Raw genomic sequence first — 21,101 nt, forward strand, 5'->3', positions numbered from 1 at the left:
CGAATATGACCACTTCGACCACCCGGGAGCCGGCGGCGCAGCCGGCTCCGGGCGCAACGCCGGGAGCATTGTCGCATCGGCAGATTTTGACTATTTTGTCCGGTTTGTTGCTGGGGATGTTCTTGGCGGCGCTGGATCAGAATATTGTGAGTGTGGCGATCGTTCGGATCGCGAACAGTTTGCATGGTTTCGATCAGCAGGCGTGGGCGACGACGGCGTATTTGATTACGGCGACGATTTCGACGCCGTTGTACGGCAAGTTGGCCGATATTTATGGTCGTAAGCCGTTTTATTTGTTGGCGATCGGTATTTTCGTGGTGGGTTCGGCGGCGTGTACGTTCGCGACGTCGATGTACGAGTTGGCGGGGTTCCGGGCGTTCCAGGGGTTGGGCGCCGGTGGCCTGATGTCACTGGCGTTCACCATCATCGGAGATATCGTGCCCGCCCGCGAACGAGTGCGGTATCAGGGCTATTTCATGATGGTCTTCGGCACGGCCACCGTGGCGGGACCGGTGCTCGGCGGCTTCTTCTCCGATTACGACACGTTGTGGGGGATCGACGGCTGGCGCTGGGTGTTCCTGGTGAACGTGCCGATCGGGGTCATCGCGCTCGCGGTGGTCGCGAAGGTGCTCAACGTCCCCCACGAGCGGCAACGCCATCGGGTGGACTGGTTCGGCGCGATCGCGCTGGCGATCTGTGTGGTGCCGCTGTTGATCGTGGCCGAACAGGGCCGGGGCTGGGGCTGGGATTCGCCGCGCGCTCTGATCTGCTACGGCATCGGCGCCGCCGGTCTGGTGCTGTTCGTTCTGGTCGAATTCCTGATGAAGGATGCCGCGCTGATTCCGCTGCGGCTGTTCAGGAATTCGACCTTCTCCATCACCATCCTGGGTGGTTTCATCGTCGGTATCGCGATGTTCGGTGCGATCAGTATGGTGCCGCTGTATCTGCAAGTGGTGCGCGGTTATTCGCCGACCAAGGCGGGTCTGCTGATGCTGCCGCTGGTGCTGGGCATCATGATCGGCTCACTCATCGCCGGCCAGATCACCAAACTCACCGGACGCTACAAGATCCTGCCCGTGGCCGGCACCTTCGTCATCGCCTGCGGTGCCGCGCTGTACGCCCAGGTGTACTACGACAGCCCGCTGTGGCAGCCGTTGGTCTACAGCGCCGTCATCGGATTCGGGCTCGGTGGCTGTATGCAGACGTTGATCATCGCGGCACAGAATGCCGGCCCGCGGTCGGATATGGGTGTGTCCACCGCCTCGGCGACCTTCTTCCGGCAGATGGGCGGCACTCTCGGAGTGGCGGTCTTCCTGACCATTCTGTTCAATCTGCTGCCGCACAAGATCGTCGACGCCTTCGGTGGCGTACTCCCACCCGGCTTCGACACCGGCAAACTGGATCAACTGCAGTCGAACACCAGTGGTATCGCCGCCCTGCCGCCACAGGTGAAAGATCCCATTCTGATCGGCTTCACCGACTCACTGCACGGAGTGTTCTATGCCGCGGCGGGCGTCGCGCTGCTGGCCTGCCTGGTGCTGCTGTTCATGAAAGAGATTCCGCTGCAGGATGCTTCGGCTCCGCCGGCGCAACCGGCGGGGAGCGAGCCGACGCCGGCGCCGACCGGCCACGAGGTGTCCGATCACGAGTTGCCCGATCACCGGGCACCGGAGTACCGAGAAGGGACGGGTCGAGCGACCGAGGAGGGCGGGCCGGAAACGGGCGGTGCCCGAGATGAACGAACGCCACGGCACGCCGCACCCGAACTCCCACCGGCCGTCGTCGCTGTGGACGGCGCCGCTGCCGCCGGGCTGTCGGGTCACATTCGCCGTGCGGACGGACAGCCGGTGCCCGGCGCGGTGCTGACCCTGATCGACCAACGCGGACACCAGGTTTCGCGGGCCACGGCCGCCGACGACGGAAGCTACCGGATCGGAGCGCCGGATAGTGGGGGTTATGTCCTGATCGTCGCGGCGCCCGGCCATCAGCCCGCCGCGGTCAACGTGACGGCCGGGCAGGAGCCCGCGGCAGTCGATGTCACCCTGCTCGGGTCGGGTGAGCTCTCCGGTGTGGTCCGGAGCGGTCGCGGCGAACCGCTGGCGGGGGTCACCATCACGCTGACCGACCAGCGCGGCGAGGTCGTCGGAGCGTCGGTCAGCGGGGCCGACGGCGGATACGCCTGCCACGGTGTGGTCGCCGGAATCTACACCCTGGTCGCGGTGACCGAACATCGCCGCCCGCACGCTCGCACCCTGACCGTGCCCGAAACCGGCATCCTGCGGCACGACATCGAGCTGGCGCCGATGGCGGCGCTGACCGGCCGTATCCGATCCGATCGGGGACCGGTCGCAGGGGCGCACGTGGCGGTCCTGGACCGGGCCGGGGAGTTGGTGGCGGATGCGCTGACCGACGATGCCGGGCACTACCGGATCGCCGACCTGCCGGAAGGCGACTACACCGTGGTGGCCCGGGGCTACCCGCCGGTCAGCGACCGAGTGGTGATCGGTGGAGCCGAGGCGGCGCACGATGTCCACCTGGGGTACGAGAAGCCGGTGCGCACGGCCGAAGCCGTGGGAGCGACCGGCAACGGATATCGGAGGACCGATTACGACGGGGCGGCCGACAGATCGTGATCGGTGTGCCGCGCCCGCCGCGGCGAGACGGCGGCGTGCGGCGGATACGGGAGGTGAGTACGACCTCGGCCGTACTCGGCGAGGCCCGGACCGATGTCGCCGGGTTCGCTGTCGTGCGGTTCGGTAGTGCCGGGGTTGATGCTGTCGGGATCGGTGAGATCGGAACCAAGGGCGGTGCGCTCGAGGACTCGGGCGCACAGCCGGACGACGGCCTCGTCGAGACCGATGCCCAGTTCGGCACAGTGCAGAGCGGCCATCTCGATGGCCGCGAGATCGTCGACGAGCGACGGATCCGAGAGGATGTCGTCGACGATCATGCCGCTCAGGGCCTGCTCCTGGGTCAGGAGCTCTCCAGGGAGCCAGCTCAGCAACCATTGCCCGGGAAGTGACGGCAGGCGCTGGGCAGATTCCGGGGTGACGTCACTGGTGATCGACCAGTCGGTGATTTGAAGCGTCATGGCGTTCCCCTTCCACCATCGGCCGCTACGGCAATCATAGCCGCTCCGTAACAACGGAGAGCCGATGGCTATAGCTAAATGCTAAGGACGGCTTTCGAACGCTGTCAACTAAGCATGTGTGCTTATCTCGGATATGTTTGAGGCGTCGTTGATTTTTACGAGTCACCACTGCCTGTTGAATATCAGGCCAGGCCCTGCGCGGCAGGTCGGAAGGTGTGAAAAGTTGCTTCGCTGAACGAAATCCGGCCCCACGTGGCACGATCGTCGGCCATGTCGAGCGCGTGCCGGCGGGCGTTGAGCGGCGGAATCTCGGCGGTACGGGCGGTAATCAAAAATTGATGTTCAGCAGATGCTGCTTTGCGCCACATGTGATTAGAATTCCGCATCGTGACACTCTCGGACCACGACAGTGGCGAGCGGATCGGTGAGCTGGTGCGCCGGCTCCGCACCGAATGCGGTCTGACCCAGGCCGCGCTCGCGAAGCAGGCGGACTGTTCGCGCAGCCTGATTCAGCAGATCGAGAACGGCACCCGGGTGCCGCCGCTACCGCTGCGTGAACGGTTGAGTTCGGCGTTGGGCCAAGAACTTCCGATGGACGGCGCGGCCGGCGCCGGCGACCCCGCCGGTGGTCACTACGACCTGCGGATGCGGTTCAACGTGCTGCTCGGCAAGGACCCGGATGTCGTGGACCGGGTACTGACGATCGCGCAGAGTGTGATCGACGCCCGGGGCGCGCGCGAGGAGGTCGAACCGCTGCGGCTGATCGCCGCCCGCCAGCTCGAGCGCGCCGAAGAACTACTGGCGCAGATTCCTTCGCGCAGTGCGACGGTGTGGGAATGGAATACCGTCAACGACTGGCTGACGATTCTGGAGCAGGCGGAACAGTCGGTGCGCGCGATCCACACCGCCGATCTCGGCACCATCGGTGGCGACGTGGGCGACGACTACCACGCCGCGATCGTGCGATTGGCCGATTCGATCCACGAACCTCGGGTCACCGTGCGCCGCATGTACGTCCTCGACGCCATCGAGGATGTCTGGCCCTACGACGACAAGTTGTGGTGGCAGGCGCGGTCCGGCGTGGAGAGCGTGCTGGTCAAACGCGAGCATGCGCGCAATGCGCAGAGCATGCTCGTCGTGGACGACCGCTACGTCTGCGTCGGTGAGTACGACTACTCGCGGCAGACCCGAGTGGCGACCCGGTTCTCCGTACTCAAACACGATGTCGCTTTCGCGGTGCGGCGATTCGAGCGGCTGTACGATCTGCGCCGGATCGGCTCGGCCATCGTCGTCAACGATCTGCTCACCGACCCGGCCCTGGCGCATTTCGATCGGTTGGCCGACGGCGAGGGGCGAGAACAGTTCCGGGAGGCGCTGATTCGAGCCTGGCACGAGATCCCGGCGCCCGGCCAGGCCCCGTTGGAAACCGGGCGGCAGTGACGACGCGGCCCGGCTGCGCCGACGCCGCGGCGATGATCCTGCGTTCGGAGGAGCGCAAGAAACAGCTGCGCCGGCGGCTGTCGCAGTCGACCGAGTTCGCCGGTACCGAGGGCCGACGGTATACCGGCGTGCTGGACGCCTATCACGGCGAAACCGGATTCGAGATCGATCCGGGCGCGGCGCGCGCCCTGCGCGCCGCCTGGGACGAGGTGGCAGCCGGCCGGCCGCGGCATCTTCCGGACTACGACAAACGGCAGCCGCTGGAGTTGCGGGAACTGGCCGCCGCCAGGCTGTTCGATCGATTGCGCGCGCCCGCCGACGGCCTACCCGGCGTCCGGGTCCGGCCCGACGAGGTGGTGGTCTGCCCGTACTCGAGCATGCTGCTGCTGGAGGAGGTGATCGCCACCGTCGCCCGGCCCGGGGGAGTGATCGTCTGCCCGGAGGGGTTCTACAAGAATTTCGCCACCCACCTCGCGAAATTCGATGTGCGCGTGGTGGTCACGCCGGCCACCGGCGACGATTCCTTCCGGATCGATGTGACCGAGCTGGCCCGAGCGCTCGCCCGGCACGGGGACGCCGTCTGCGCGGTCCTGCTGACGTTGCCCGGCAATCCGGTCGTCACCGAGTACGCACTCGACCAATTGCGGGAGCTCGCAGCGGTTCTGGTGGCCGCCCAGGTTCCGGTGGTGTGCGATATGGCCTTCGACCGGCTGGTCGGCGGCCACATACCGCTCGCCGCGTTGACCGTATCGACGCCGGCCGGTCCGGTGCGGTTGTACGACCGGATGGTCACCGTCACCGGAAACTCCAAGGGATACAACGCCTTCGGCCCCTGCAAGCTCGGCGCGGCCTGCTCGGGCGATCCGGAGTGGCTGGCGCGGATCCGCAGCCGGCTCACGATCGCGTTCCAGCGGGAGAGCACCCACTTGGTGCGGGCCGTGCTCGAGCACACTCCGGAGGCGTATTTCGAACACAACCGCAAGCTGGTGCGCGAACAATTCGATACCGCGCTGGACCGGATCGCCGCGATCAATCGCGCCTTCGGGCCGAATACCCTGCGGTCGTTGGGGTTCGGAGCGAGTATGTTCCTGTCGGTCGTGGTCGATCCCGGCCTGCTCGCCGCAGCCGGTGTGCACGACAGCGCGGGACTGGAGGACCTGCTGCTGGCCGGTGCGGGGATAGACAGCGTGGGGTTGGGCCGCACCGGATCGTCGCGCCTGGGGGTGCGCCTGAATGTGCTCGCGCCGCGGCACGGGCCCGGTACGGAGTCGCGGGAGTTGATCGACGAGCTGTTCGACCGGCTGGCGGGTCTGATCACCGACTTGGCAGCCGGAACGACCTACCGCGACATCCTGATTCGGCACGATCTCGAGGTGCCCGGCTCGTGATCGCCGGGGTGCTGCGCGAAACCGCCGCGCGGGAACGACGGGTTGCCTTGACTCCGGACGGAGTTCGGCGCCTGCTCGGCGCGGACGTCCGAGTCGTGGTCGAATCCGGCGCGGGCCGGTCCGCCGGATTCGACGACCGCGCCTACCGGCTCGCCGGTGCGGTGGTCGTCGCACAGGCGGCTGACGTGGTCGCGCAGTGCGATGTGCTGGCGTGGGTGAAGCCGACGACGCACGACCTGCGCACGATGACGCGGCGACCGCAGCTGACACTGCTCGGATTCCAGGATCCGCTGCAGCGCGCCACGCAGATCGCCGACTTGCGCGCGGTGGGAGTGGAATCGCTTGCGTTCGAATCGTTTTCCCCAGCGGCGGGGGAGCTGGACGCCCTCTCGGCAATGAGCCGGATCGCCGGAATCGTGGCCTTCACCGCCGGATGTCGCCTGGTTCCGCGCACCGTCCGGCGGCCGATCCGCTCGTTGATTCTGGGCTGCGGTCAGGCGGGCTTGGCCGCGATCGGGGCCGCGGCCGCCCGCGGCGCCGAACCACCGGTCGTCCTGAGCCGCCGCGCCGAACTGCGCGAGGTGGCAGCGGCGCGGGGGCCCAACCGTTTTCAGGTCGATCCCCGGATCGACGCGGCCTACGTGTCGGAGCGGATCCGAATCGACAAGCCCGATCTCGTCTTCTGCGCGGCGGTGCGGCGGGGAGAGCGGGCGCCGGTGCTCCTGGACGACGCCGCGCTGGCGGAGCTCGGCGACGGTGCGGTGGTGGTGGATCTGACCGCCAAGGCCGGCGGCAATTGCTCGGCGACCGTCGCCGACGCCACTGTCGTCCTCAGCAACGGGGTGGTGGTGACCCACCGCTCGAACTATCCCGCCCGGCGGCCGGCCCCGGCGAGCCGCGCCTACAGCGCAGCGGTAACGGCGACGATACTGCGACTCGCGCAGCAGCGCCGTCCGCCGCGCTCCTCAGTCGGCCTCGAACGCCGCGGCGACGATCGGGCGAACCTGGTCCATTCCGATACCGGGTCGTTCCCGCTGAACCGAGGTCATATCCACATCGGGTAGGCCGCAGGCCACCGCCCACCGCCACGGTTCGAGATCGCCGTCGACATTGAGGGCGAATCCGTGGCTGGTGACGCCGCGGCTCTGGCGCATGCCGATCGATACGATCTTGCGGCCGGTGTCGACCGTCCACACCCCGGTGAGCAGTTCCGAACCGGTCGGCGTGTCCCGCCGCCGGGCGCGGATACCGAGCCGGTCCAGGGCGGCGACCAGCCGGTGTTCCACCTCGCGGATGTAGTCGACCACGCCCTCGCCCGGTTCGAGTTTCACGACCAGATATCCGACCAGCTGCCCGGGCCCGTGATAGGTGAGCTGACCGCCGCGGGTGGTCTCGACGACCGGAATGCCGTGCTCGGGATCGGGGAGATGGTCACTCGGTGTCCGCCGGCCGATCGTGTAGACCTGCGGATGGCTGAGCAGCCACAGGGTATCGGGACGGTCGTCGCGCTGGCGCTGTTCCACCAGTTCGGCCATCCGTTCCATGGCCTTGTCGTAGTCGACGAGTTCGTCCTGGATCAATGTCAGCGGCCGCGACCTCATGATCCGAGAATACGGCCTCGCCTCATCGGGCCTCGGTGTTGAGCTTGTCCCGCGGCCGGCGGACCTCCGGATCGCTCAGGCCGACCGAATCGAGGGAGAATTCCTCACCGAGTCCGGCGAGGTCGGCCTTCGCGGGCAAAGACAGCTCGACCAGATCCGGTTCGGCCGCCGAGCCCGTCCGGTGGCGACGGTTGTGCACGACACTGCTGAGATAGGCCGCGACGATGATCGCCACTCCCAGCAGACCGGTCACGACCTCGTCGAGGTGGTAGCCGGTGGAGATCAGCAGAATCGCCGCGAGGGCGCCGATGGCCCAGTGCGCGCCGTGTTCGAGGTAGATGTACTCCGACAGCGTGCCGCGGCGCACCAGATACACCGTGATCGAGCGGACGAACATGGCTCCGATCAGCCCCAGCCCGAGGGCGATGATGATCGGATCGGCACTGATCGCGAAGGCCCCGATCACGCCGTCGAAGGAGAACGACGCGTCGAGCACCTCGAGATAGATGAAACCGAAGAAGGCGGCCCGCCCGGTCAGCAGCGCCGCGCGCGAGGGCCCCTCGGCCTCCTGGTCCCCCTCGAAATGCGCACCCAGCCCGTCGACGAGGAAGTACGTCGCCATCCCCAGCGCGCCCGACACCATCACCACATCGGCCTTGTTGTTGGGCGCGAGAACTCCGGCGGTGAGCACCAGCGCGATCAGGGCGATGACGACGGTGAACATCGAGAACCGGCCGATGCGGGCGAGGGGGCGTTCCAGCCAGCTCAGCCAGGTGACGGCGCGGGGAGCGCAGATGTAGTTCAGGAACAGCAGCAGCAGGAACATGCCGCCGAAGGCCGCGATCTTGGGATTGGCGTCGTTGAGCAGGGTTTCGTAGCTGGGCCTGCCGTCCGGGAAGAACGCCGCGCCACCGGGCGGCGGGTTCATCGCCAGGCGCAGCGCCTCGATCGGATCCAGATGCGCGCCGACCGCGACCACGATCAGCGGAAAGACCAGGCGCATCCCGAATACCGCGATCACCATGCCGAGGGTCAGGAAGATGCGTTGCCAGAACGCGCTCATCCGTTGCAGGACACTGGCGTTGACCACCGCGTTGTCGAACGACAGTGACACCTCGAGGATCCCGAGGGCTGCGACCAGCACCACGGCCTCGGGTCCGCCGTACAGCAGCGCGACGACCAGTGACGCAGCGGCGACGATGAACGACAGGGCGAAAACTCGCACGAACATGCCGATGCCTTTCGTCAATCCGACACCCGCGGGGGTTACGACTCCGCGGGTCACAGCAATCAGAGTGCTCGCAACCCTGAACTCGATTGTGACAGTTGTCCCGGCCCGACGACAATCGAAGAGCTAGTACCAGTGGTGGGACTGCCAGAAAGCCCATGCTCCGTCGGGACTACCGTACCGCTCCACCATGTAGTCGTAGGCCCAACGGATCTGCGTGACCGGATTGACCATCCAGTCCACGCCGTGGGAGGCCATCCGCTCCGGCGGCAGCGCCTGCCCGAGCCCGTACGCGCCCGACTCTGGATTGGTGGCGAACGGGTTCCAGCTGCTCTCGTGCGTGATCACGTTGTCGAACGAGGGGAATTGCGGGGCGGGCACGATGGTCAGCGCCACCGTCTTCATCGGCAGTCCCAGCATCAGTCCCATGGTCGCGGATCCGGAGGAACCGGTCGAGCCCGAGGCCGAACCGGAGGCCGATCCCGAGATGTCGGCACAGGCCGGGCCGCAGTCGGCGTCGGCCGTGGGGGCCAGAACGGAGGCCGCGACCATCAGCCATAGTGCCCACAGCGCCGCGACCGCCGGCAGCCGGAACCGGCTGCGCGCAGGTGTCGTCTCGATCACAATTTCTCGGCCCCCGCCGAGCCAGGTAGAAGGTGGCGGTGGTGTTGCCGGGGCGACGGAGGAGGCGCCTGCACCGGAAAAATGCGTTGCCGAACCCGGGGGGTTCGCGGTCTGATATGTCGTCTGGGTCGGAATTGCATGGCGTTCGGATGGCGCAGACATCGTCGTCTCGGTCCTTCCGCGTCGACTTGCTGATCGATCAGAGCCGGTAACGCGACAGATCGAGCAAACCATCGGTAATCCCGGGTTGTCCGGATTGGGACCGGCGTGTCCGAGACGGTGTCAGCGGTGTGAGCGGCGGTACGTGCGAGCGGTGTCGCAACGTATGTATAGTTGGCCTCAGCAACTAGTTGTAAGTGCTAACCAAATGCGTCGCGGGGAGTAAGGAAACTCGATCATGGTCGTAGATGCCCGTGATCCCGGCGCCGGCATGACCGAACAGGACGTGGCCGATCGGCTCGGCGGACAACTGATCCGGTTGATGCGGGCGATCGGCAGAACCAAATCGCAGATAGCCAAGCGCGGTCCGGACGGCTTGGAGCGATCGGCCTACTCGGTGCTGTTCTGCCTGGTCCACGACGGTCCGCAGCGGACGGGGAAGCTCGCGGACACCCTGCACACCGAAATATCGACCATCAGCCGACAGACCAGATCGCTGGTGGCGCACGGCCTGGTGGAACGCCGGGCGGACCCGGTGGACGGGCGGGCCTGTGTGCTGGCGCCCACCGCCGAGGGGGTGCGGGTTTTCGAAGAGAACCGCCGCAACCGCAACCGCTGGCTGGCCGAGGTGATGGCCGAATGGTCCGAGGAGGAACGGACCGGATTGACCGATCTCCTCGAGCTGCTCGTCAGCGGCATCGAAGAATCCACTACCGAGAAATCCACTGCTACAGCCGATTCGAATTAGGGCTACTTACATGACAACTTCGACCAGTGAGGCTCCGCCGGCGCAGCCGAACGCGGTGACCGGTGCGACGGTGGCGGACGCGCGGCCGTCCCTGTCGCATCGGCAGATTTTGACTATTTTGTCCGGTTTGTTGCTGGGGATGTTCTTGGCGGCGCTGGATCAGAATATTGTGAGTGTGGCGATCGTTCGGATCGCGAACAGTTTGCATGGTTTCGATCAGCAGGCGTGGGCGACGACGGCGTATTTGATTACGGCGACGATTTCGACGCCGTTGTACGGCAAGTTGGCCGATATTTATGGTCGTAAGCCGTTTTATTTGTTGGCGATCGGTATTTTCGTGGTGGGTTCGGCGGCGTGTACGTTCGCGACGTCGATGTACGAGTTGGCGGGGTTCCGGGCGTTCCAGGGGTTGGGCGCCGGCGGCCTGATGTCACTGGCCATGACGATCGTTGGCGATATCGTCCCGCCCCGTGAGCGGGCCCGCTACCAGGGCTATTTCATGATGGTCTTCGGCACCTCGACCGTGCTCGGCCCGGTGCTCGGCGGCCTGTTCTCCGATTACGACACGTTGTGGGGGATCGACGGCTGGCGCTGGGTGTTCCTGGTGAACGTGCCGATCGGGGTCATCGCGCTCGCGGTGGTCGCCAAGGTCCTCAACGTCCCGCATCAGCGACAGAAGTTGAACGTCGACTGGTGGGGTGCGATCGCGCTGGCGATCTGTGTGGTGCCGCTGTTGATCGTGGCCGAACAGGGCCGCACCTGGGGCTGGGGTTCCGGCAATTCGGTTATCTGCTACGCCATCGGCGCGGTGGGCCTGGTGCTGTTCATCGGGGTCGAGTATCTGATGAAGGACTCGGCGCTGATTCCGCTGCGGCTGTTCAAGAACTCCACCTTCTCGGTGGTGATGATCGGTGGTTTCATCGTCGGTATCGCGATGTTCGGTGCGATCAGTATGGTGCCGCTGTATCTGCAAGTGGTGCGCGGTTATTCGCCGACCGAGGCGGGTCTGCTGATGCTGCCGCTGGTGCTGGGCATCATGATCGGCTCGATGATCTCCGGTCAGGTCGTCAAGCGCACCGGCCGCTACAAGATCCTGCCGGTGGTCGGCACCTTCCTGGTGACCGTCGGCGCGCTGCTCTACGCGCAGTTGCACTTCGACAGCGCGATGTGGCAGGTGCTCGCGATCGGCGCGCTGGTCGGTCTGGGGCTGGGCTGCTGTATGCAGACGTTGATCATCGCGGCGCAGAACGCGGGTCCGCGGTCGGACATGGGAGTCTCGACGGCGTCGGCGACCTTCTTCCGTCAGGTCGGCGGCACGCTCGGTGTCGCGGTGTTCCTGACCATTCTGTTCAACCTGCTGCCGCACAAGATCACCGATGCCTTCGGTGGACATCTGCCGCCCGGACTGGACGCCGGCAAGCTGAATCAGTTGCAGGCCAACACGGCGGGTATCGGCGCGCTGCCGCAGCAGATCAAGGATCCGATCCTGATCGGGTTCACCAACTCGATGCACGGCGTCTTCTATGCCGCGGCGGGCGTGGCCCTGCTGGCCTGCATCGTCATGATGTTCATGAAAGAGATTCCGCTGCAAGATCCTTCGGCCCCGGCCCCGGCACCGAAGGACCCGGTCGAGGCGGCGGAAGCCGAATGGGCCGAGAACCAGGTGTGGGAGGGCGCCGCGCAGGCGATCTCCGAGCCGGAACCGGTTCTGGCCGCCGCCGGCGCCGGCCGGCACGCCGCGGCCAACGGCCATGAAGCACATCGAATTGCGGAGGTTTCGGCGATGTCCAACACGCCTGTCGTCAACTCCCACGGCAGCGGCAACGCGATCGGCGGCCAGGTGCAGCGGGCCGACGGCCGCCCGGTCGCGGGTGCGGCGCTGACCCTGATCGACCAACGCGGACACCAGGTCGCGCGTGCCACCGGAGACAGCAGCGGCCGCTACTCGATCGACCCGCCGGGTTCCGGGAGCTACGTGCTGATCGTCTCCGCGAACGGTCACCAGCCGGCCGCGGTCAACGTCACCACCGACGGCCGCACCCAGCGCATCGACCTGACGCTGCAGGGGTCGGGTGAGCTCTCGGGCGTGGTGCGCAGCGCGGGCGCCGGGCGGCCGCTGGCGGGTGCGACGGTCACGCTGACGGATCTGCGCGGTGAGGTGGTCGGCGCCGCCGTCACCGGCGGCGACGGTAGCTACGTCTGCCACGGAGTGGTGTCGGGGACCTACACCCTGGTCGCGGTGGCCGAGCACATGCGTCCGAGTGCGACCGCACTGGTCGTGCCCGACAGCGGCCTGCTTCGCCACGACATCGAGCTGAGCCCGATGGCGGTGCTGACCGGAACCGTACTGGCCGACGGCAGTCCCGTCCCGGACGCGCAGGTCACGGTGTTGGACCGGTCCGGAACTCCGATCGGGACCGCTCGCACCGACGAGAACGGCCAGTACGTGCTGACCGATCTCGGCGAGGGGGACTACACCGTGGTCGCGCGCGGCTACCCGCCGGTGACGAGCCGAGTCACCGTCGGCGGTGGCGAGGTCGAGCACGACGTGCGGCTGGGCTACGACGACGAGCCGGCCGGCGGGAACGGGGCAGATCCGGCTGCCGCGGCACCCGGAGAACGAAACGGGCTGCGGCACAATGGTGTCGAACCCAGTGGCGTCGATCAGAACACGGAGCTCTCATGAGTGGTTTGACCGCACAGGTTCGCAATCCCGATGGCTGGCCGGTGCCGGGCGCGCTGCTGACCGTGACCGATCTGAACGGCCGTCAGCTCGCCCGCGCCGTGGCCGACGAAACCGGTACGGCGGTCACCGATCCGCTGCCGCCCGGTATGCACACCGCCGTGGTGACCGCCCCCGGATATCAGCCGGTGGCCCAGATCGCCCGTATCTCCGCCTCCGGCACCGGGCAATTGGGCACGATCTCGCTCGAGGGCGAGGCAAGTTCCGTCGGGACGCCCGCGCCCGGACCGTGGACCATCGACCCGGTGCACTCGACCGTGCTGGTGACCGCCCGCCACCTGGGCATCGCGAGCATCAAGGCTCGGTTCGCCGAGGTCAGCGGCCGCTTGGACGTGGCGCGCAACTTCGAGCAGACAACAGGTTTCGCCGAGATCAAGGCGGCCAGTATCGACACCGGAATCGGGATGCGCGACGACCATCTGCGCTCCCCGGAATTCCTCGACGTCGAGCGGTATCCGCTGATCGGGTTCACCGGATCCGGCCTGCGACGGACCGGCGCCGACACCTGGGTGATGAGCGGTGAGCTGGAATTGCACGGTCAGCGCCGCCCGGTGGAACTGAACCTGATCTACGGCGGTTCCGGACCCGACCCGTGGGGCGGGGTGCGCGCGGCCTTTCACGCCGAAACCCTCTTGCACCGCAACGACTTCGCGATCGACTACAACGCGGTGGTCCGCGCCGGCGTCGCCGCGGTGGGAACCACGGTCAAGATCGATCTCGATATCGAACTGGTGCAGGGAGATTCGCTGCCGCAGCTGTGACCGGTTGCGGCGCGGGTCAGCTCGCGTGCCGTTCCGGGATGACCCAGATGCGTTGAATCGCGGGAAACTCGGTGGTGACGGCGGTCGGATCCACCTCGTCGGCGCGTCCGGCCTCGGGATACCAATGGCTCAGGCCCGCAAGCGGATTCGGCGATTCCAGGGGTAGATGCAGTTCGACGGTGTCGTCGAACGGATCGACCGGCGCGGCGTGCCGGCCGTGGACGGAACCGGCCCGGCGCGGGCGGATGCGTAGTCGATCGATGAAATCGTCGACGGAGCTGTACCCGGCCTCGTAGATCTCGGCCAGCAATCGTTCGGCGGGCGACGGGGCGTGGGATCCGCGCATACTGTCCCTCGATCTATCGACGTTTCACCTTCGGTCCCTGGTCAGGGGCGATGGGGGCTGTCGGGGACGCAGCCCCCATCTGACCTGATGTTGCGACAGCGGGCCGCTGTGGGCATGGCGACCCGCCCTGCAAGCCCCGAGCAACCGGGGCAGTTCGAGCGTAAGGCACCCTGGAGCAACCGCACGGCATTTCGGCCGAAACTTCACCGATTCGCCGCGCCGAAATTCGTTGCGGCGGGCCGTGCCAGCCGGTGGTACTGGATCGCCCACCACACCTGCGCGCCGGTATGGGCCCGCCGCAGATCGCACGCGGTCAGTTCCTCGAAGCGGCCGATGCGATAGCGAACGGTGTTGGGATGCACGATCAACCGTTGTGCGGTGGCCTCGATCCGCATGCCGGTGTCGAGGTAGGCGGTGACCGTCTCGATCAGCACCGCGGCCGAGGCCGTGGTGCCCAGCGGTGCCACATATCGGCGGACGAGTTCGGCGCCGAGCTCCGGGTCCGCGGCGACGCCGGGGAGCAGACCCAGACCGTCGAATTCACAGCTGCCCGTGTGGCCGAAGGCGAGAGCCGTGGCCAGTGCGCGCCCGGCCAACCGGAACGAGTGTGGCGCGTCGTCCAGTGGTCGCGGGGGACCGAAGGCCAGCAGGGCCGTGCCCGGAATCCGGATCGTGCGGTCGGTGAATCCGGCGTAATCGCCGTCGATCACGGTGCGGAAGGCATGATCGGCGCCGGACGGCCGAAGTAGTCGATCGAATTCGGCGGGTGGTGCGGAATCGGCGCGGGCACGGAAGGCCCGGTATGCGGCGTCGCCGCGCAGACCGTAGCGCTGGATGCCGAGGTTCAGCTCGGTCGACGTCAGGGTCCCGGTCAGCACCGCCCGCGTGAATTCGGCGCGCTGGGCACGATGATGATCGGCCCGGGTGCGGGCGACCTCGTGATGGGCATCGGCGAAGGAGGCGGCGGCGTCGTCCACCAGCCGCAGCAGGTCGCGGGTGAGCTCCAGCAGAACGGCGTCGTCGGCGCCGCATTCGTCCGCTGCCGTACTCAAGGTGTCCATGATCAGCCGTTCGGCCAGCCGCCAGGCGCGGAGCAAGGCCTCCATGGAGACCGCCTGGGTGGCGCGGATCCGGCCGTAATCGGTCAACTGCGTGCCGGTGCCCGATTCGGCATCTCCCGCGAGGGTGGCGAAGAGCCGATCCATGATCGCGGTGGTCGTCGGCATCAGGTCGGCGGCGTCGATGGTCCCGTAGTCGGCGATCTCCATCCGCGCCCGCTCGACGATCCGGGCCGCCAAATCGTCGCGTTCGGCACGCATCCGGGCCAGCAGTCGCTGCCGAGGCGATGAGATATCGGCGGGTTCCCGAGCTACGGCCGCCCGGTTCGATACCCCGTCGGCCGGGGTTTCGGTACGGGACGGCTCGTTCATATCACCGCCGACAATACGACGCCCGTTTGGAGAAACCAACAAAACGCCTCCGCCCGACTTCGGCGCCGAATCCATGGCCCGGGCGGGGTGTGGCGTACGACACTCGACGGACATTCGCCCTCACCGGCGAAGCGCAGGCAAAGAACAGAGGTTTGCATGTATCTCACGCAGGGCTTGCACCGAGCCGTCCAACAGAACCCGAACGGCGTCATGTCGATCTGTGCCGACCGCACCCGCACCTTCGCCGAGGGCGTCGACCGGGTCGCCCGGTTGGCCGGAGCACTGCGACAGCTGGGCGTCGCCGAGGGTGACCGGGTCGGCATCCTGGCGCTGAACAGCGATCGGTATCTGGAGTACCTGCTGGCGGTGCCGTGGGCCGGGGCCGCGCTGAATCCCGTGAACATCCGCTGGAGTCCGGCGGAAATCGCGTACTCGCTGATGGATTCCGAGACCGGGGTGCTGCTGGTCGACGACGCGTTCGCGCCCATGGTCCCGGCATTGCGGGCGGCGGCGCCGGTGCTGCGTACGGTGGTCCACTGCGGCGACGGACCCACTCCGGACGGCATGCTGTCCTACGAGGAATTGATCGCCGGCACGGAACCGGTCGAGGATGTGCGGCGCGGCGGCGACGCTCCGGCGGGCATCTTCTACACCGGCGGCACCACCGGGCATCCCAAGGGCGTGGTCCTCAGCCATGCCGGATTACAGATCTCCGGGCTGGGCAGCCTGTCGACCGGTTATCTCGCGCAGCCCGGCGCGCGGTATCTGCACGCGGCGCCGATGTTCCATCTGGCCGATCTGGCCGGCTGCGTCACCCAGATCATGATGGGCGGCGCCCAGGTGATGGTGCCCGCATTCGATCCGGTCGCGGTGATGGAAGCCGTTGCGGCGCACGGTGTTACCGATACGCTGCTGGTTCCGGTGATGATCCAGGCGATCGTCGACCACCCCCGGGTGACGGACTTCGACCTGTCGAGTGTCCGAGGGATCGTCTACGGGGCCTCCCCGATCGCGCAGGCCGTCCTGGAGCGTGCGTTGCGGGTGTTTCCGCAGGCACGTTTCACGCAGGCCTACGGTATGACCGAATTGTCGCCGGTGGCCACGTTGCTCGGCCCCGACGACCATCTCGCCGGGCGACTGCGCTCGGCGGGACGCGCTGCCCCGCATGCGGAGGTCCGCATCGCCGACGCCGACGACAACGAGGTGCCGCGCGGAACCGTCGGGGAGATCCTGGTCCGCGGCGCCCACGTGATGCTCGGCTACTGGAACCGGCCCGAGGAGACCGCTGCCGCGTTGCGTGGGGGATGGATGCACACCGGGGACGGCGGCTATATGGATGACGAGGGCTATGTCTACGTCGTCGATCGGATGAAGGACATGATCGTGAGCGGCGGGGAGAACGTGTACTCCGCGGAGGTCGAGAATGCGGTATCCGCCCATCCCGCCGTCGCCGCCTGCGCCGTGATCGGTGTGCCGGACGACGAGTGGGGAGAGCGCGTGCACGCGGTGATCGTGTGCCATCCCGGCACGAGTGTGACCGTCGAGGAGATCCGCGAGCACGTCAAGGAGTCGATCGCCGGATACAAGGCGCCGCGCAGCATCGAAGTGGTCGATTCCCTGCCGGTCTCCGGGGCCGGCAAGATCCTCAAACGCGAACTGCGCAAACAGTATTGGGGAGATTCGGAGCGGCAGGTGCACTGAGGTGCGCGCGGCGGGCCGCACCGCCGCGCGTCAGGCGAGTGGCCGGTCGGTCGGCAGATTGACGAAACTCGGCGAATTCGGATCCAGCTGCAGATGTTGCGGTTTGAGTTCCGAATCGTTGAGCATCGGCCGGAACGGCATGGCCTTGGGCGCATTGGCCGCGAAGAGGTCGATGCGCAGCCGATGCCCGATCTGCAATCGCGCCTGGGTCGGAATCACCGCGATATCGATCGTGACCGGTTGGCCCGGTGCCGCTGGCTGCCGCGCCGCGGCGGTGAGCAGATGGAACGGGGCGGTGTAGTCGCCGTTGGCGGAACGGCTGCTGCGTTCGTCGTCGACCGCGCGCATCGAGACGGTGAGCTGCCCGGTGGTGAGGGCCGTGGAGGTGCCGTCGGGCGCGACATCGTTGACCGTGGCACTCCAGAATCCGTCGGTGGCGTCGTGCACGACGTTCAGATGGAGGTCGATCGGCCCGGAGATCGCGGTGGGCTGTGCGACGGGCGCACTGGTGAAGGTCAGCGCATCGTGTTCGGCGATGCGGGAATCCTTGGAACAGGCGTCGATCATCGCGCCGGATCCGGCGGAGCCCTGGGCCGCGTCGCGAGAACACAGCGTGGCCAGACCCGGAGCCACGGTCAGGGTGGAGACCTCGGCCGGCGGCTGCGCGCTCAACGAGCCGTCGTGCACGCTGGCGACCGGGCTGCCGCTCGGCGCCGCCGTCAGATAGATCCGGCGGTGGTCCACCCCGGGTTGCGGAAACCGGGGCAGCGTCACCCACTCGCCGCCCTGTTCCTTCAGCACGATCGGCCCGTAGTGGTCGATGCCGTTGTCGATGTCCTTGAGCCACTTGTCGAACCAGGCTCGCTGCAACACCTCGAGTCGCGGCGGGGCACCGGCGACGCCGGTGCCGGCCCCGGGGTTGGAGTGGTAGGTGTCGCCGACGACGAGCTGTTTACGGCCGGGCGGCAGCGGAATGGCCTGGTAGATCTTGGTGGCGCTGTTGGCGAAGATGTCGTGCCAACCGCCGTAGACGAAGGCGGGCACGGTGACGCGCTCCGGATGCCCCATGATCGCCTGCCGGAAATCGCTGTCGGCGTTCAGCGCATCGGCCAGCGCGGGCGGCATCTGGTCCAGCGACGGGGTGAACAGCGCCTGGATCAGCAGATCGACGTTGGTCGCCGGATCGGCCATCCGCGCGCTCAGCCACTTCCAGTCGAAGGTGCCGGTCAGCATCGCCTTCAGGTCGGGAATCAGCTTGAGCTGGTTCACCGTGTTGAGCCACATCGGCAGAAATGTGGTGCCGACGCCGCCGCCCGGGGCGACGACATCGCGCATCAGGTCGCTGCCGGGGACCACCGGGAAGATCGCCCGCAGTGCGGCGGGTGCGTTCTCCGCCGCCCGCAGCTGATTGATCGCGGCGTACGAACCGCCGCTCATCGCTACCTTGCCGTTCGAAAATGGTTGCGCCGCAGCCCAGTCGATCACCTCGCGGGTGTCGAGCTGTTCGCGTGCGCCGAGGGTCTCCCAATCGCCCTGCGACTGGCCGGTGCCGCGCACGTCGGCGACCACCAGGGTGTAGCCGGAGCGGATCAGATTCCGGTCCAGGCCGAGTACCGTCGGCACGGTGCCGCCGTCGAGGGCGTGCAGCAGGTCGCCGAAGCTGCTGATCGGGGTGCCGGACAGATTGATCTGCCGCACCAGCGACATGACCAGCGGCTGCAGGCCGGGGTTCTCGACGGCCGAGCCCACCAGATCGGTCATGAGTTTGGTGTAGGGGGTGAGGTTGACGATGGTCGGCAGCGGCTCGGTGACCACGGCCCCGGTGGTGTCGACCGGCCGGTAGACGTTGGCCTTCAGCACGATTCCGTCACTCATCCGGATCGGCACGTCGGCGTCGAGGTGGACGTCCGGATACTGCTGGGGACCGTCGTGGACGGCGGTCCACTGATCCTCACGGCCGGCCAGATTCGGATCATCGGAATGGGGTAGTCCGCCGAACAGTGCGGTGGCGGTCGCGGAAATACCGACCGCCGCAACGGCCATCAGGGTCCGGACGGGCACCACGGGTTTGCGCGATCGCAGCTGCCCGAACATCACGCCCCTTCTCGGTTGAGTTTTCGCGCACGACTGGGCCGGTCATCGACGATAGCAATCCGCTACCGGGAAATCCGGTAGCGCAGCCCTGGTGTCGTGCCCGCATCCGGACGCCCGGTGAGCGGGAGCACCGACCGGGCGAGAACACGTTTCAGTTACCGTCGCGGTATGGGCGCAGAATCGAACGGATGTATCGATCCGCACCGCTACGGCCCGTGGGCCGTGATCGCGGGCGGATCGGAGGGCGTGGGCGCGGAATTCGCCGATCAGCTCGCCGCGGCGGGCCTGGATATCGTGCTGCTCGCGCGCCGCGAAGGTCCGCTGGCCGAGACCGCCGAGCGCATTCGCCGCCACGGCGGGCGGGTCCGGACCCTCGCGGTCGACCTCACCGCGGCCGACGCGGCCGACCGGACCGCCGCGGCCACCGCCGATCTCGAGGTCGGTCTGCTGATCTACAACGCCGGGGCCAACACCCACAGCGCGGAATTTCTCGACGGCGATCTCGACGCCTTCGCCGCGATGAACGCGCTGAATATCGCCACCCCCTTGGCGCTGGTGCACCACTTCGGACGCGGCATGCGCGCGCGGCGGCGGGGTGGCATCGTGCTGGTGGGTTCGCTCACCGGCTACAGCGGGTCGGTGCGCCACACGGTCTACGGCGGCGCCAAGGCATATCTGCGGATCTTCGCCGAGAGCCTGTGGCTGGAGTTGCGCGACCACAACGTCGACGTGCTGCATCTGGTCCTCGGGGTGACTCGCACCCCGGCGATGGCCCGGGCCGGACTGAATTTCGACCTTCCCGGATTGCCGGTGGCCGAACCGGCCGAGGTCGCGCGGGAGGGGCTCGAACAGCTGGCGAACGGGCCGGTTCACATCGCCGGCGGCAACGCCGAGGCCGCGGCGCTGAGCAGCGGGCCCGATCGGGCCCGGATCGTGCTCGGCGGACACCGCCGCATGCAGCGCCTGCTCGGGCTCGCGGTGGACCGCTCATGAGCGAACCGGTCCGGCTGGCACTGTCCACCCCGATCGTCGTGCAGGTGCCGGGGCAGCGTTCGGACTGGGAGGCGCACGCCGGAATCGAGGAGTTGGCACTGATCGCGCAGACCGCGGACCGGCTCGGCTTCGATCATCTGACCTGTAGCGAACATACCGCCGTGCCCGCCGACGCCGCCGAGACGCGGGGATCGACCTACTGGGATCCGCTGGCCACCCTGTCGTATCTGGCCGCCCGGACCACCCGGATCCGACTGGCCACCTCCGTTCTGGTCCTGCCGTATCACCACCCGCTCGAGATCGCCAAAAGCTACGGCACCTTGGACCGGATCAGCGGCGGCCGGGTCGTCCTCGGCGTCGGAGTGGGTTCGCTCGCACCGGAATTCGAGCTGCTGGGGGCGCCCTGGGAGGGGCGCGGCGAGCGTGCCGACGATGCCGTCGCCGCACTGCGTGCCGCCTTCGGGGTCCGCGAACCACGGTATGCCGGAACGCATTACGCATTCTCCGGAATGATCGTGGAGCCGGCCGGCGTGCAGGATCGGGTGCCGATCTGGGTGGGCGGGCGCACCATGCGTTCGTTGCGGCGGGCCGTCCGGTACGGTGCCGGCTGGATGCCGTTCGGGCTGTCGCCGCAGCGATCGAAAACCATGCTGGCGCAGGTGAATCCACCGACCGGCTTCGAGATCGTCCTGCCGACCGGCCCATTGGATCCATTGGGGGCGCCCGAGCGCGTCCGGCGGCGGCTGGCCGCGCT

Annotated in this window: 18 protein-coding genes; 10 read left to right on the forward strand and 8 right to left on the reverse strand. The window is 67.5% G+C overall.

Features of this window, described 5'->3' with window-relative positions; all coding sequences use genetic code 11:
• Positions 1-5 precede the first annotated feature (5 nt).
• A complete protein-coding gene (locus ON37_RS27575; protein WP_051032180.1) occupies positions 6-2,633 on the forward strand; it encodes an MFS transporter in 2,628 nt (875 codons plus the stop codon).
• On the opposite strand, the gene ON37_RS31265 is transcribed toward ON37_RS27575, so the two are convergent.
• Positions 2,606-3,091 (reverse strand): hypothetical protein, encoded by a 486-nt coding sequence (locus ON37_RS31265; protein WP_051032181.1) that lies wholly within the window; start codon positions 3,089-3,091, stop codon positions 2,606-2,608. The genes ON37_RS27575 and ON37_RS31265 overlap by 28 nt on opposite strands.
• 182 nt (positions 3,092-3,273) lie before the next feature.
• Entirely contained in the window at positions 3,274-3,459 is a 186-nt protein-coding gene (locus ON37_RS33215; RefSeq protein WP_157171625.1) for a hypothetical protein, read from the reverse strand.
• Between the two features lie 19 nt (positions 3,460-3,478).
• Between ON37_RS33215 and ON37_RS27585 the strand changes: the two genes are divergently transcribed.
• The 3 genes from ON37_RS27585 to ON37_RS33220 are packed head-to-tail and all read left to right on the forward strand — an operon-like array spanning position 3,479 to position 6,983.
• Entirely contained in the window at positions 3,479-4,531 is a 1,053-nt protein-coding gene (locus ON37_RS27585) for a helix-turn-helix transcriptional regulator (protein WP_040723644.1), read from the forward strand.
• Entirely contained in the window at positions 4,528-5,919 is a 1,392-nt protein-coding gene (locus tag ON37_RS27590) for a pyridoxal phosphate-dependent aminotransferase (RefSeq protein ID WP_040723645.1), read from the forward strand. Before ON37_RS27585 ends, ON37_RS27590 begins: the two co-directional genes overlap by 4 nt.
• Entirely contained in the window at positions 5,916-6,983 is a 1,068-nt protein-coding gene (locus tag ON37_RS33220; protein WP_040723646.1) for a Rossmann-fold NAD(P)-binding domain-containing protein, read from the forward strand. The genes ON37_RS27590 and ON37_RS33220 overlap by 4 nt, the downstream gene beginning before the upstream one ends.
• Here ON37_RS33220 and lipB read toward each other — a convergent pair.
• From lipB to ON37_RS34370, 3 genes are all read right to left on the reverse strand, one after another.
• Positions 6,885-7,520, reverse strand: coding sequence for a lipoyl(octanoyl) transferase LipB (gene lipB / locus ON37_RS32090; RefSeq protein WP_083893333.1), 636 nt, complete (start codon positions 7,518-7,520; stop codon positions 6,885-6,887). The two genes, ON37_RS33220 and lipB, sit on opposite strands and share 99 nt — an antisense overlap.
• A 22-nt stretch (positions 7,521-7,542) precedes the next feature.
• Positions 7,543-8,751, reverse strand: a complete 1,209-nt coding sequence (locus ON37_RS27605; RefSeq protein ID WP_083893336.1) for a DUF475 domain-containing protein — start codon at positions 8,749-8,751, stop codon at positions 7,543-7,545.
• 123 nt (positions 8,752-8,874) lie between these two features.
• Positions 8,875-9,372: an aggregation-promoting factor C-terminal-like domain-containing protein gene (locus tag ON37_RS34370; RefSeq protein ID WP_245553539.1), complete on the reverse strand. Its 498-nt coding sequence runs from the start codon at positions 9,370-9,372 to the stop codon at positions 8,875-8,877.
• Positions 9,373-9,769: 397 nt separating this feature from the next.
• Between ON37_RS34370 and ON37_RS27615 the strand changes: the two genes are divergently transcribed.
• The 3 genes from ON37_RS27615 to ON37_RS27625 are packed head-to-tail and all read left to right on the forward strand — an operon-like array spanning position 9,770 to position 13,783.
• Positions 9,770-10,279, forward strand: a complete 510-nt coding sequence (locus ON37_RS27615) for a MarR family winged helix-turn-helix transcriptional regulator (protein ID WP_051032182.1) — start codon at positions 9,770-9,772, stop codon at positions 10,277-10,279.
• Positions 10,280-10,289: 10 nt separating this feature from the next.
• On the forward strand, positions 10,290-12,965 hold the full coding sequence (locus ON37_RS27620; protein WP_083893334.1) for an MFS transporter: 2,676 nt from the start codon (positions 10,290-10,292) through the stop codon (positions 12,963-12,965).
• Positions 12,962-13,783, forward strand: coding sequence for a YceI family protein (locus ON37_RS27625; protein WP_040723649.1), 822 nt, complete (start codon positions 12,962-12,964; stop codon positions 13,781-13,783). Before ON37_RS27620 ends, ON37_RS27625 begins: the two co-directional genes overlap by 4 nt.
• A gap of 16 nt (positions 13,784-13,799) precedes the next feature.
• Here the strand turns inward: ON37_RS27625 and ON37_RS27630 are convergent, their stop codons facing one another.
• Together ON37_RS27630 and ON37_RS27635 are read right to left on the reverse strand one after the other, a co-directional pair.
• Positions 13,800-14,129 carry a hypothetical protein gene (locus ON37_RS27630; RefSeq protein ID WP_040723650.1) on the reverse strand — a complete coding sequence of 110 codons (330 nt, stop codon included), beginning with the start codon at positions 14,127-14,129 and terminating at the stop codon, positions 13,800-13,802.
• Positions 14,130-14,332: 203 nt separating this feature from the next.
• Positions 14,333-15,559 (reverse strand): PucR family transcriptional regulator, encoded by a 1,227-nt coding sequence (locus ON37_RS27635; RefSeq protein WP_051032183.1) that lies wholly within the window; start codon positions 15,557-15,559, stop codon positions 14,333-14,335.
• Between the two features lie 156 nt (positions 15,560-15,715).
• Here ON37_RS27635 and ON37_RS27640 point away from each other — a divergent pair, with 156 nt between their 5' ends.
• Positions 15,716-17,260 (forward strand): long-chain-fatty-acid--CoA ligase, encoded by a 1,545-nt coding sequence (locus tag ON37_RS27640; RefSeq protein ID WP_040723651.1) that lies wholly within the window; start codon positions 15,716-15,718, stop codon positions 17,258-17,260.
• 30 nt (positions 17,261-17,290) lie between these two features.
• Here ON37_RS27640 and ON37_RS27645 read toward each other — a convergent pair whose 3' ends face one another.
• The gene (locus ON37_RS27645) at positions 17,291-19,354 is read right to left on the reverse strand and encodes a CocE/NonD family hydrolase (protein ID WP_051032184.1); all 2,064 of its coding nucleotides are present in this window, start codon (positions 19,352-19,354) and stop codon (positions 17,291-17,293) included.
• A gap of 168 nt (positions 19,355-19,522) precedes the next feature.
• On the opposite strand from ON37_RS27645, the gene ON37_RS27650 reads away from it, so the two are divergent.
• Positions 19,523-20,347, forward strand: a complete 825-nt coding sequence (locus ON37_RS27650) for an SDR family NAD(P)-dependent oxidoreductase (RefSeq protein ID WP_051032185.1) — start codon at positions 19,523-19,525, stop codon at positions 20,345-20,347.
• The coding region (locus ON37_RS27655) for a TIGR03619 family F420-dependent LLM class oxidoreductase (RefSeq protein ID WP_040723652.1) at positions 20,344-21,101 on the forward strand (758 nt) is incomplete at its 3' end. The genes ON37_RS27650 and ON37_RS27655, both read left to right, overlap by 4 nt.

The organism is Nocardia veterana NBRC 100344, assembly GCF_000308855.1.
Taxonomy (GTDB): domain Bacteria; phylum Actinomycetota; class Actinomycetes; order Mycobacteriales; family Mycobacteriaceae; genus Nocardia; species Nocardia veterana.